This window comes from Pseudomonas sp. AMR01, from assembly GCF_041946035.1.
In the GTDB taxonomy this organism is placed as follows: Bacteria; Pseudomonadota; Gammaproteobacteria; order Pseudomonadales; family Pseudomonadaceae; genus Aquipseudomonas; species Aquipseudomonas antarctica_B.
Window position 1 is genome coordinate 18,846 of record NZ_JAUTYR010000004.1, and the last position, 12,383, is coordinate 31,228.

General features: G+C 60.5%; 8 protein-coding genes. 4 read left to right on the top strand and 4 right to left on the bottom strand.

Annotation, left to right across the window (positions count from 1 at the left end):
* Position 1: 1 nt before the first annotated feature.
* Positions 2-1,372, bottom strand: a complete 1,371-nt coding sequence (locus Q7C20_RS05150) for a gluconate:H+ symporter (RefSeq protein ID WP_375065994.1) — start codon at positions 1,370-1,372, stop codon at positions 2-4.
* Positions 1,373-1,770: 398 nt separating this feature from the next.
* Here Q7C20_RS05150 and Q7C20_RS05155 point away from each other — a divergent pair, with 398 nt between their 5' ends.
* From Q7C20_RS05155 to Q7C20_RS05165, 3 genes are read left to right on the top strand one after another with little or no spacing between them, the layout of a single operon-like run.
* Positions 1,771-2,991: a TolC family protein gene (locus Q7C20_RS05155; RefSeq protein WP_375065995.1), complete on the top strand. Its 1,221-nt coding sequence runs from the start codon at positions 1,771-1,773 to the stop codon at positions 2,989-2,991.
* 18 nt (positions 2,992-3,009) lie between these two features.
* Positions 3,010-4,116, top strand: coding sequence for an efflux RND transporter periplasmic adaptor subunit (locus Q7C20_RS05160; protein ID WP_375065997.1), 1,107 nt, complete (start codon positions 3,010-3,012; stop codon positions 4,114-4,116).
* 18 nt (positions 4,117-4,134) lie between these two features.
* On the top strand, positions 4,135-7,269 hold the full coding sequence (locus Q7C20_RS05165) for a CusA/CzcA family heavy metal efflux RND transporter (RefSeq protein ID WP_375065999.1): 3,135 nt from the start codon (positions 4,135-4,137) through the stop codon (positions 7,267-7,269).
* Positions 7,270-8,023: 754 nt separating this feature from the next.
* Here Q7C20_RS05165 and Q7C20_RS05170 read toward each other — a convergent pair.
* From Q7C20_RS05170 to Q7C20_RS05180, 3 genes are all read right to left on the bottom strand, one after another.
* Positions 8,024-9,406, bottom strand: a complete 1,383-nt coding sequence (locus Q7C20_RS05170) for a heavy metal sensor histidine kinase (protein ID WP_375066001.1) — start codon at positions 9,404-9,406, stop codon at positions 8,024-8,026.
* Positions 9,403-10,077, bottom strand: a complete 675-nt coding sequence (locus Q7C20_RS05175; RefSeq protein ID WP_375066003.1) for a heavy metal response regulator transcription factor — start codon at positions 10,075-10,077, stop codon at positions 9,403-9,405. The genes Q7C20_RS05170 and Q7C20_RS05175 overlap by 4 nt, the downstream gene beginning before the upstream one ends.
* 360 nt (positions 10,078-10,437) lie before the next feature.
* A complete protein-coding gene (locus Q7C20_RS05180) occupies positions 10,438-11,757 on the bottom strand; it encodes an OprD family porin (RefSeq protein ID WP_375066006.1) in 1,320 nt (439 codons plus the stop codon).
* A 225-nt stretch (positions 11,758-11,982) separates the two neighbouring features.
* Here Q7C20_RS05180 and Q7C20_RS05185 point away from each other — a divergent pair, with 225 nt between their 5' ends.
* Complete coding sequence (locus tag Q7C20_RS05185) at positions 11,983-12,315, top strand: DUF2790 domain-containing protein (RefSeq protein WP_375066008.1); 333 nt, start codon at positions 11,983-11,985, stop codon at positions 12,313-12,315.
* Positions 12,316-12,383 lie beyond the last annotated feature (68 nt).

A 12,383-nucleotide genomic window follows, 5' to 3' on the forward strand; every position in this document is an offset into this window, starting at 1 on the left:
TTTAAGTCAAAAAGTGCCAGAGCAACAGCGTGCCGACCAGCCCGACCACGGAGACGATGGTCTGTAACACCGACCACACCCAAATCGTCTGTTTCAGCTGCAAGCCAAAGTACTCGCGCACCATCCAGAAGCCGGCGTCGTTGACGTGGCAGAAGAACACCGAGCCTGCGCCAATCGCCAGCGCGATCAGTGAACTTTGCGTCGCCGCCAGCCCCGCCATCATCGGCGCTAGAATGCCCGCCGTGGTGGTCGTGGCGACGGTTGCCGAGCCAGTGGCCTGGCGCAGGGCCACGGCGATCAGCCAGGCCAGCAGCAGGTACGGCATGTGCGCGCCTTCGGCCACCTTGCTGATGGCCTGGCTCACGCCGGCGTCCAGCAAGGTTTGCTTGAGGCCGCCGCCGGCGCCGATGGTCAGCAACAGCACGGCGATCGGCGCAAGGGCTTTACGCAGGGTGTTGCCGACTTCCGCACGCGGCATGCCGGCGGCCCAGCCCAGGCAGATCACGGCGGCGATCACCGCCAGGCCGAGGGCGATCAGCGGTTCACCAAGGAACTTCAACGTCAGTGTCAACGGGTTTTCCGGCGACATGGCGACCTTGGCCAAGGTGCTGCCCAGCATCAGAATCACCGGCAACAAAATAATCAGCAACGACACGCCGAAGCTCGGCTGGCGCGGCGCCTTGGGCGGTGCACTGAACAGTGCGCCGATGTCGGCCGGTTCATCCACGTGCAAGCGCTTGGACAGCCAGTTGCCGTAGATCGGGCCGGCGAGAATCACCGCCGGCACCGCCAGGCAGAAACCCAGCAACATGGTCAGGCCGAGGTCGGCATGCAATGCGCTGACTGCGATCAGCGGCCCTGGATGCGGCGGCATCAGGGCGTGCAGGGTGGTCATGCCTGCCAGCGCCGGGATGGCGATTTTCAGCAGTGGCTGGTTCGAACGTTTGGCCATGACGAAGATGATCGGCACCATCATCACCAGGCCGACTTCGAAGAACAGCGGCAAACCAATCACCATTGCCACCAGCGCCATCACCCACGGCAATGACTTGCCCTTGCCTAACCCGAGCAGGGTAGTGGCAATGCGGTCAGCCGCGCCGGATTCAGCCATCAGCGCGCCAAGCATCGCGCCCAGCGCAATGATAATCCCGGCTTCGCCGAGGATCGCCCCGGCGCCTTTACTGAAGGCCTTGGCGACCTCTTCCGGTGGCAGGCCAGCGCCCACGCCGGCGATAAACGTACCGATCAGAATCGACAGGAACGGCGGTAACTTGGTGGCGCTGATCAGCACGATGATGCTGACGATGGCCAGCAATACACAAAACATGAGGCGGGTGTCGTGAACCATCCACGCGGCAGTCGATAACTCCAAAACGGGACTCCTTATCGAACAGGTTGGCTAATATGTTTCTTTTTGTTTCCTGCTCGAAAAGCATACCTGATAGAACCGCCCGAGCGTGCTCATGTGCGATTTTGGTGCGATCAAATTATCAGCGCGTTGGCGGGCAAATAGACGTTTGCAACCGGTGCCCGGTTATTTGGCCTACAGCTCCATGATCAGCGGACTACTCACCACGAGGACATTTCATGAGTGCAGGACAGAGCCACGCCATCCCTCAGGTTGAAGGCAAGGTTTTTCAGCACGAAGACCATGATGAGGTGCATGCCTGACGGATTTGTAATCTTCCCTCCACCGCCCCGATAAGTACCGAAAGCTACATTGCCCCCGCTGGGAAACCTCAGCGACTTCAAGGGCGTGGAACTCTCGTTATGGCACTTTCCGTTAGAACACTGTTGGGGGCGATGGCCGTGTGGGCGATCGCAAGCGTCGCTCAGGCGCAAACCCTCACCCTCGACTCAGCCCTGCAAACCGCCTTCGCCAATAACCCGGACCTGGCGGCCGCGCAGTGGGAAATCGAGATTGCCGGAGGCGCTCGTCAGCAGGCAGGGTTGATCCCCAACCCTGTGGCGTCCTGGGATGCCGAAGACACGCGCCGCAACTCGCGCACCACGTCCATCAAGCTCAGCCAGACCCTCGAACTGGGCGGCAAACGTGGCGCGCGAATTGATGTGGCCGAGCGTGCCCAGGATGGCGCCGCACTGACGTTGGAGCAGCGCCGAAACGGCCTGCGTGCAGACGTGATCGACGGCTACTACGGCGCCCTTCGTGCCCAGGAACGGCTTGAACTGGCGCAACGCTCCCTGGCCTTGGCCGAGCGCGGGCTGGTAGTCGCGAAGGGGCGCGTCACCGCCGGTAAATCCTCGCCGGTGGAAGCGACCCGCGCGCAGGTGCAGCTGTCGCAGATCCGCCTGGAACTGAACCGCGCGCAGATCGGCCTTACTGACGCTTATCGCCGCTTGGCGGCCAGCACGGGCAGCGCGAACCTGGACTTTCAAGCCGTGGCCACGCAAAGCCCAACGACGCCTCCCTTGCCGCCGACGGCGCAGTTGCTGGCGCGCCTTGAGCAAACCCCCGAGCTGCGCCTGGCTGAGCTGAAAATACTGCAGAGTGAAGCAGGCGTCGGCCTGGAAAAAGCCCAGCGCATTCCCGACCTCGACGTGTCCGTCGGCAGCCAATACGACGCAGGCGTGCGTGAGCGGGTGAACCTGGTGGGTGTATCGATGCCAATCCCGTTGTTCAACCGCAACCAGGGCAACGTGCTCGCCGCCAGCCGCCGCGCAGACCAGTCCCGCGACCTGCGCAACGCCACCGAATTGCGCCTGCGCACCGAGATTCGCCAGGCCATGGACCTGTGGCAAACCGCGAATACCGAAGTGCTCGCCTTCAATCAGCACATCCTGCCCGCCGCCCAGCGCGCGGTAGACAGCGCCACCCGTGGCTTCGAACTGGGCAAGTTCAACTTCATCGACGTACTCGACGCCCAGCGCACCTTGATCGCGGCCCGCACCCAATATCTCGCCTCGACCGCCCAGGCCACCGACGCTTGGGTGCGCATCGAACGGATTTACGGCGACCTCGCCCGCTTTTGATTTTTCCAGGAGTCTTCTATGAACCATAAACATGGCGTGGCGCTTGCCATCGCCCTGGGCCTGATGCTGTCAGGCGTTGTAAAGGCTGACGAGGAAGAGGGCGCACTCGAGCTCACCGAACAGCAAATCCAGGCGGCCGGCATTGAACTCGCCCAGGCCCAACCGCGCGCAATCAGCACCTTGCTGACGCTGCCCGGTGAAGTGCGGTTCGACGAAGACCGCACCTCGCACATCGTCCCGCGTGCGGCAGGCGTGGTGGAGTCGGTGAAGGTCAACCTCGGCCAGGCGGTGAAAAAGGGTGACGTGCTGGCGATCATCTCCAGCCAGCAAATCTCCGACCAGCGCAGCGAACTCGCCGCCAGCGCACGCCGGGTTGAACTGGCGCGCACCACGTTCCAGCGCGAGCGCCAATTATGGAAAGACGAGATCTCCGCCGAACAGGATTACCTGCTGGCGCGCCAGACCTTGCAGGAAGCTGAAATCGCCCTGAACAACGCTCGCCAAAAGATGACGGCCCTCAGTGGCAGCGCGGTAGCGGCGGGTGGCAATCGCTATGAATTGCGCGCGCCGTTCGCCGGCATCGTGGTGGAAAAACACCTCGGCGTCGGCGAAGTGGTCAGCGAAAACAGCAACGCTTTTACCCTCTCGGACCTGTCCCAGGTGTGGGTCACCTTCGGCGTATTTCCCAAGGACCTGAACAAGGTTCGCGTCGGCAAACCGGTAAAAGTCAGCTCCACGGAAATGGGCACCGAAGTCCTCGGCACAGTGGCTTACGTCGGCAATTTGCTTGGCGAGCAGACCCGTACCGCCACCGTGCGCGTGACCGTGCCCAACCCCGACGACGCCTGGCGCCCGGGGCTGTTTGTGACGGTACAAGTGGCCACCGACACTTATCAGGCCAAGGTCACCGTCCCGCAAACCGCGATCCAGACGGTCGAGGACAAACCCTCGGTATTCGTGCGCGCGCCGGACGGGTTTATCACCCGCCACCTTGAACTGGGCGTGAGTGAAAACGGCTACGTCGAAGTGCGCAAAGGGCTCGACGCCGGCGCGCAGGTGGCCACCGTCGGCAGCTTCATCCTCAAGTCCGAACTGGGCAAAGGCTCGGCCGAACACGCCCATTGATCCTGCGAGTGACTTTTCATGTTTGAGCGCCTTATCCAATTTGCCATCGAGCAGCGCATCATCGTGCTGTTGGCGGTGCTGTTGATGGCCGGTGTTGGCATCGCCAGTTACCAGAAGCTGCCCATCGACGCGGTGCCCGACATTACCAATGTGCAGGTGCAAATCAACTCCGCGGCGCCTGGGTTTTCGCCGCTTGAGACCGAGCAACGCATTACCTTTCCCATCGAAACTGCCATGGCCGGGCTGCCAGGTTTGCAGCAGACGCGTTCGTTGTCGCGCTCCGGTTTGTCCCAGGTCACGGTGATTTTCAAGGACGGCACCGACCTGTTTTTCGCCCGCCAATTGGTCAACGAGCGTCTGCAAAATGCTCGCGAGCAATTGCCCGTGGGCATCGAGACGGCGATGGGGCCGATCTCCACCGGGCTTGGGGAGATTTTCTTGTGGACCGTGGAGGCCGAGGACGGCGCGCTAAAGGATGACGGCACGCCTTATACGCCGACGGATTTGCGTGTGATTCAGGACTGGATCATCAAGCCGCAATTGCGCAACGTACCGGGCGTGGCCGAGATCAACACCATTGGTGGTTTCGCCAAGGAATACCAGATTGCGCCAGACCCCAAACGGCTGGCGGCTTACAAACTGACGCTGGGTGATTTGGTCACGGCGCTGGAGCGCAACAACGCCAACGTCGGCGCCGGTTACATCGAGCGCAGCGGCGAGCAACTGTTGATCCGTGCGCCGGGGCAAGTGGCGTCCATCGACGACATCGCCAACATTGTTATCACCAGCTCGGACGGTACGCCGATTCGGGTCCGCAACGTCGCGCAAGTCGAAATTGGCCGCGAGTTGCGCACAGGCGCTGCCACCGAAAATGGCCGTGAAGTGGTGCTGGGCACGGTGTTCATGTTGATCGGCGAAAACAGCCGCACCGTGTCCCTGGCGGTGGCAAAAAAGCTTGAAGAGATCAACCGTTCGCTGCCCGAGGGCGTGGTGGCTGTTACGGTGTACGACCGCACCAACCTTGTCGAAAAAGCCATCGCCACCGTGAAGAAAAACCTCTTCGAAGGTGCACTGCTGGTGGTCGCGGTGCTGTTTCTTTTTCTCGGCAACATCCGCGCCGCGCTGATCACCGCGATGGTGATTCCGTTGGCAATGTTGTTCACCTTTACCGGCATGTTTACCAACAAGGTCAGCGCCAACCTGATGAGCCTGGGTGCGCTGGACTTCGGCATTATCGTTGACGGCGCGGTGGTGATCGTCGAGAACGCCATCCGCCGTTTGGCCCATGCGCAGCAACGTCACGGGCGGCTGTTGACCCGCAGCGAGCGCCTGCATGAAGTGTTCGCGGCCGCAAAGGAAGCACGGCGCGCGCTGATCTTCGGGCAGTTGATCATCATGGTCGTGTACCTGCCGATCTTCGCCCTCACGGGCGTGGCCGGGAAAATGTTCCACCCGATGGCTTTCACGGTGGTGATCGCCTTGCTCGGCGCGATGATCCTGTCGGTGACTTTTGTGCCGGCGGCGATTGCGCTGTTTGTGACCGGCAAGGTCAAGGAAGAAGAAAACCTGGTGATGCGCACCGCGCGTCGCGCCTATGCGCCGGTTTTGGATTGGGTGATGACGCGCCGCCCGCTGGTGTTCGGTTTGGCCGTGCTGACCATCGTTGCGTCGGGGTTGGTCGCCAGCCGCATGGGCAGCGAATTTATCCCCAGCCTGAGTGAGGGGGATTTTGCCCAGCAGGCCCTGCGCGTGCCGGGCACCAGCCTTACGCAGTCGGTGCAGATGCAGCAGCAGTTGGAAAAAACCTTGATGGCCCAGGTGCCGGAAATCGAGCGAGTGTTCGCGCGCACGGGCACCGCGGAAATTGCTTCTGACCCGATGCCGCCGAATATTTCCGACAGCTACGTCATGCTGAAACCGAAGGACCAATGGCCGGACCCGAAAAAATCCCGCGAGGCACTGATCGCCGATATCCAGCGCGCCAGTGCGATTGTGCCGGGCAGTGCGTATGAGCTTTCGCAACCGATCCAGCTGCGTTTCAACGAACTGATTTCCGGGGTGCGCAGCGATGTGGCGGTGAAGGTGTTCGGCGATGACATGGCGGTGTTGAACAAGACCGCCGGGGAAATTGCCGAGACCTTGCAAGCGCTTGATGGCGCTTCGGAAGTGAAGGTGGAACAGACCTCCGGCCTGCCGGTGCTGACCATTAATATCGAACGCGACAAGGCCGCGCGCTTTGGCCTGAATGTGGGCGATGTGCAGGACACCATAGCCGTCGCGGTGGGTGGGCGTCAGGCCGGTACGTTGTACGAAGGCGACCGGCGTTTCGACATGGTCGTGCGTTTGTCCGACGCGTTGCGCACGGATATCGACGGGCTGTCGCGGCTGTTGATTCCGGTGCCGGCGCTGGCGGGCAACGCGTCCGGGCAGTTGGGTTTTATCGCCTTGTCCCAGGTTGCCAGCCTGGATTTGGTCCTTGGCCCGAACCAGATCAGCCGTGAAAACGGCAAGCGTCTGGTGATCGTCAGCGCCAACGTGCGCGGGCGCGATATTGGTTCGTTTGTCGAAGAGGCCGAAGCGGCCATCACGGCTCAGGTGAAAGTGCCTGCGGGCTACTGGACCACCTGGGGCGGGCAGTTCGAACAGCTGAAGGAAGCCTCCGAACGTCTGCGCATCTTGGTGCCGGTGGCGTTGCTGCTGGTGTTGGGGTTGCTGTTCATGATGTTCAACAACCTCAAGGACGGCTTGCTGGTGTTTACCGGGATTCCGTTCGCGCTGACCGGCGGGATCATGGCGCTGTGGCTGCGCGATATTCCGCTGTCGATCTCGGCGGGCGTGGGCTTTATTGCGCTGTCCGGCGTGGCAGTGCTGAACGGCCTGGTGATGATTGCCTTCATCCGCAACCTGCGCGAGGAAGGGCGCTCGCTGTCGGTCGCCATCAACGAAGGCGCGCTCACCCGCCTGCGCCCAGTGTTGATGACCGCGCTGGTGGCATCCCTCGGGTTCATCCCCATGGCCCTGGCCACCGGCACCGGCGCCGAAGTGCAGCGCCCGTTGGCGACAGTGGTGATCGGCGGGATTATTTCTTCCACACTGCTGACCTTGCTGGTGTTGCCGGCGTTGTATCAGTGGGCGCACCGCAAGGAAGAGTGATCCGTTGACGGCCTGACTGCTGAAAACGCCAAAGATCAACTGTGGGAGCTGTCGAGCTTTAGCGAGGCTGCGAAAGCGGTGGGTCAGTCGACATCTCTATCGGCAGTGCCGCCGACTTCGCAGCCTCGCTAAAGCTCGACAGCTCCCACATTTAATCGGCGGTGCTTGTTGGATCTTGGTGGGTCGCTGGCTCTGGAACCGTGCGCAATCTACTCGGCACCAAAGATCAACTGTGGGAGCTGTCGAGCCTTAGCGAGGCTGCGAAAGCGGTGGGTCAGTCGACATCTCTATCGGCAATGCCGCCGCCTTCGCAGCCTCGCTGGGGCTCGACAGCTCCCACATTTAATCGGCGGTGTGAGTTGGGTCTTGGTAGGTCGCTGGATCGGGAGCCGTGCGCAATCTACTCGGCACCAAAGATCAACTGTGGGAGCTGTCGAGCTTTAGCGAGGCTGCGAAAGCGGTGGGTCAGCCGAAATCTCTATCGGCAATGCCGCCGCCTTCGCAGCCTCGCTGGGGCTCGACAGCTCCCACATTTAATCGGCGGTGCTTGTTGAATCTTGGTAGGTCGCTGGCTCTGGAGTCATGCGCGATCTGCCCAGCAACACAAATCAACTGTGGGAGCTGTCGAGCTTTAGCGAGGCTGCGAAAGCGGTGGGTCAGTTGACATCTCTATCGGCAATGCCGCCGCCATCGCAGCCTCGCCGGGGCTCGACAGCTCCCACATTGATCCGCGCTGGATTGCTGTTCGCTCTTCTTAACCAGGAAACACCAGGCGAAACAAGGTGAATCCCCCTGGCAGGCTGCGCACCTCAGCCTGGCCTTGGTGCAGGGTCATGATCGACCTTACGATGGCCAGGCCCAAACCAGTGCCGCCTTCGGTGCGGGCGCGGCTGCTGTCGACACGGTAGAAACGCTCGAACAGGTGCGGCAGGTGCTGCACTTCAATTCCCTGGCCCGGGTTGCTTACTGACACCGATACGGTGTCCCCACAGGCCTCCACCAGCAGGGAAATAGGTGAGCCCGCCGGGGTGTGGCGGATGGCGTTGGACAGCAGGTTCGAGAGGGCACGCTGGATCATCAGGCGGTCGCCCTGCACTTGTGCGTCGCCGTTCAAGGTCAGGGTCAGTTGTTTGTCTTCGGCACTCAGGGCAAACAGCTCCATCACCCGATGGGCTTCATCCGCCAGGGAGACCGCAATGAAAGATGCCCGCGCCGCCGGGTGGCTGACCTGGGCAAGAAACAGCATGTCCGAGACGATGCGGCCCAGGCGCTCCAGTTCTTCGGTGTTGGATTCCAGCACCGCTTTGTATTCCTCCGGCGGGCGCTGGCGTGACAGCGTCACTTGGGCTTTGCCCATCAGGTTGGTCAGCGGCGCGCGCAATTCGTGGGCGAGGTCGTCGGAGAATTGCGACAACTGCTGCACCCCCGCGTCGAGGCGATCAAGCATCACGTTGAAACCTTGCGCCAATTCGCCCAGCTCCTGAGGCAGGTTGCCCACGGACAAGCGATGAGTCAGGTCCTGAGTGGTGACTTTAGCCGCCACATGGCTGAACTGCTTCAACGGCGCGAGCCCGCGTTGCACCAGCCACCAGGCGCCCATGCCGATCAGGATCAGCAACATCGGCAGCGCGATCACCGTCGCGCGCAGGTAAGCACTGAGCAGGGCCTGGTCGTCCCTTCGGTCCAGGGACAGCAACACGCGCACACGTTCGCCGCCAGCCAGGCGCATTAGGCTGGAGGCGCTAAGCACACCGTTGCCATTGCTGTCGGCCCAGTTGAGGTAACCGAGGGTTTCCCGTGGCGAAAAACCTCTCAGCAACGGCTCTTGGGGTTTGGCGCCGATGCTCAGCAACACGGTTTCGTCGGGGGCGGTGCCGACGATGGTCAGGTAGAAATTGTCATGGCCGATTACCAAATCCATCAGCGAATGCGGGCGGGCGCGGATGGCATGGGCGTCCAGGCCTTGGGCGAGGCTGTGCTGGATTTGCTCCATTTTGCTTTCCAGGCCTTTACGCGCGAGTTTCTCCAACTCGTGGGTGAGGGCGAGGTAGGCCAGTGTCGCCAGCAACAGCACCAGGCCGGCGCCCATCAAGCTGACCGTTAAACCCAGGCGCATCGACAGGCTGCTGGTTCTCATTGACGCGCTTCCAGCACATAACCCACACCGCGAATGGTATGGATCAACTTGACCTCGCTTTGGTCATCCACCTTGGCGCGCAGACGGCTGATGGAGACCTCCACCACGTTAGTGTCGCAGTCGAAATTCATGTCCCACACCAGTGAAATAATCTGCGTGCGCGTCAGCACTTCGCCGGCCTGGCGCATCAGCACTTGAAGCAGCGCGAACTCTTTGGTGGTGAGGTCGATGCGCCGGCTCCCGCGATACGCGCGGTGGCGGCGCGGGTCCAGTTCCAGGTCCGAGACGCGGAACACTTCCGGCTGCGGCATGTGCTCGCTGCGCCGCAACAATGTGCGTACTCGCGCCAGCAACTCGGGGAATTCGAAGGGTTTGACCAGATAGTCGTCGGCGCCCATGTCCAGGCCCTTGATCTTGTCGGCCAAGCGGCCACGGGCTGTCAGCATCATCACGCGCTGGGTGCCGCTGAGGCGCAATTGCTCCAGCACTTCCCAGCCATCCTTGCCTGGCAGGTTGACGTCAAGAATCACCAGCTCGTACGCGTGTTGCCCGGCGAGGTGCAGGCCGTCGATACCATTGGCGGCGCAGTCCACCACATAGCCACTTTCGCTAAGACCTTGCTGCAGGTATTCGGCGGTTTTTTGCTCGTCCTCAACCACAAGGATACGCATGGGGATTTACCTTTTACTGAAGGAGAAGGGCTCCATTTCCCTATGGAATGAGGTGTTTTTGGAGTAGGAAAAGTCTGAACCGTGAAGTAGCTTCAGGGTCAACTGCGACCATCGGTCGCTGTGTAAAGTCTGCGCGCAAAAAAAACGCCCCAATGGGGCGTTAAAAATTCATCTCTTTCCAAAGGAGCTACACAAAAGCTTCAGAGATGAATGTGCTCGGTGAAACAAATTGAATTGAGTATAGGAAGTTAAACTTAACGAAAGGCTGAGCCCGATATTACAGTTTTGTTAGTTGCCAATTTGTGAACAGATGTTAGTTAACCGCGAGCGAATGTAAGCGTTTGCCCTCGTGACGTTTATTCAGAGTGCTGCCAGCGGGTACTCGACGATGACACGCACTTCTTCCAGGTCTGATTCGAAGGCACTTGAACGCACAGTGGCCTGGCGTAGCCGCAACGACAAATCCCTCAGGCTGCCGCTTTGTACAACGTATTTGGCCTCGACATCGCGTTCCCAACGGCGCTGATCAGTCAACGGGTTGCCCGCTGCATCGCGACGCATATATACCGCGTTGGCGTCTCCGTAGTCGGCTCCGGAGCCTTTGCCGTAGCGGGTCATGAACGACAGGCCGGGAATGCCGAACGTGTGCATGTCCAGGTCGTAACGCACCATCCACGAACGTTCCTTGGGCGAGTTGAAGTCGCTGTACTGGATCGAATTGTTGAGGAAGATCGAGTCCGACTGGCGCAGGTAGTCGAAGTCGTCATTGCCGTTGTTGCGTTGATGCGACAGGGCCACGCTGTGGGCGCCGACCTTCATCCCGACCCTGACACTCCAGATGTTGTTATCGAACTCGCCGAGCAGCTTTTTGCCTTCATCCACGGCTTTGTAATAGTTGACGTCGCCGAACAGCGAAACATCGTCGTTCATCGGGTAGGTGGCGGCGCTGCCCACGTAGTATTGATCCCAGGCGTCTTTCAGTCGGCTGCTGTACAGGCTGACGCTGAGGTGTTTGTTGAGCTGATAGTCGCCGCCAAAATAGCCGACCCAGGGCGAGTCGACCCTGCCCGCATAGAAGGTCGCGAATCCTTTATCCATGCCACTTTGCGTGGGTTGGCTCATGCCGGTCAAACGCCCGCCTTGCAGGCTCAGGCCTTCAAGGCTGGTGTTCTGGGCGGTGACGCCGCGAAAGCTTTGCGGCAACAATCGCGAGTCGCCGGCGGCCACCACTGGCGTGGACGGGAACACATCGCCGGCCTTGATGATTGTGTCCAGCACGCGCAGTTTTGCCGCACCGCCGAATTTGCTGTAACTGCTTTCGGGATGATTGTTGCTGTCCACCGGCAGCACGTCAAACGAGCCCTTGCCGCCGCTGCGGCCAGTGCCCGAGTCGAGTTGCAGGCCGTACAGGGCAAATGCATCCAGGCCAAAACCGACGGTGCCCTGGGTGAAGCCGGACTCGAACTTTCCGATCAAGCCCTGGGCCCAGGCTTCGGAGTAGCCATTGCCCGTTGGGCTGGATTGGCCCTTGCGATCATCGCGATTGAAATAAAAATTACGCGCCAGCACGTTCACGCTGCTGCCTTCGATAAAACCTTCGGGTTTTTCTTCCGCCGCGACGGCGGCCACAGGCAATGCGGCAATCAGTGAGAAGGGAAGGGTATAGAGACGGATATTCATGTTTCGCTCCTGGTTCATTGCAGTGTCAGCTTCTTATAGAGGTGGGCGTTTTTATTGATCTGGCCCGGGCTGATAGTTGCAAACGGCGAATAACAGCGAAGTTGCGCAAACATTACAATCCTGGAAACTCACGGCCACTTAACAGATACGTAATGTATTAGTGAACTTGTCGTCAGGGTTCACTCGTTAGTCTCGGCACTGAACTTTTCAACCGAGGAACTTGAGATGAACTTTTACAAAATAGCGGTGGGTGTATTCGCGGCGTTGCTCTCATTCGGCGCCTTGGCCGAAGGCGGCGGGGACCGCACCTTTGCCCTGATGATGGAGCGCAATGAGAAAGCCATGGCCGATTACGCGGTCAAAACCGGCAAGCCAGCCCCCGAGGTGCAGGCCTACCGCTATGGCATGCGGCTGGACATTGCCAGGGTGGTCAACGTCACGCCGCCCGTGCGCTCGTGCAATCCGGTGCCGTCGCGCATGACCTATGAGGACTCCAGCGGCAAGCTCAATACCCTTGAGTATCAAGTGATGGGCGTGTGCCGAAACAACGGTGGTTAATAAATCCAAAAAAGAGTTGGGTGCAGCCCTGAAAAGTTGTCAGTGCGTCGGGCAGTTTGCCAATCAAC

Coding starts and splice junctions, on each gene's coding strand:
- Q7C20_RS05155 (WP_375065995.1), top strand. CDS start 1,771: ATGGCACTTTCCGTTAGAACACTGTTGGGGGCGATGGCCGTGTGGGCG.
- Q7C20_RS05160 (WP_375065997.1), top strand. CDS start 3,010: ATGAACCATAAACATGGCGTGGCGCTTGCCATCGCCCTGGGCCTGATG.
- Q7C20_RS05165 (WP_375065999.1), top strand. CDS start 4,135: ATGTTTGAGCGCCTTATCCAATTTGCCATCGAGCAGCGCATCATCGTG.
- Q7C20_RS05170 (WP_375066001.1), bottom strand. CDS start 9,406: ATGAGAACCAGCAGCCTGTCGATGCGCCTGGGTTTAACGGTCAGCTTG.
- Q7C20_RS05175 (WP_375066003.1), bottom strand. CDS start 10,077: ATGCGTATCCTTGTGGTTGAGGACGAGCAAAAAACCGCCGAATACCTG.
- Q7C20_RS05180 (WP_375066006.1), bottom strand. CDS start 11,757: ATGAATATCCGTCTCTATACCCTTCCCTTCTCACTGATTGCCGCATTG.
- Q7C20_RS05185 (WP_375066008.1), top strand. CDS start 11,983: ATGAACTTTTACAAAATAGCGGTGGGTGTATTCGCGGCGTTGCTCTCA.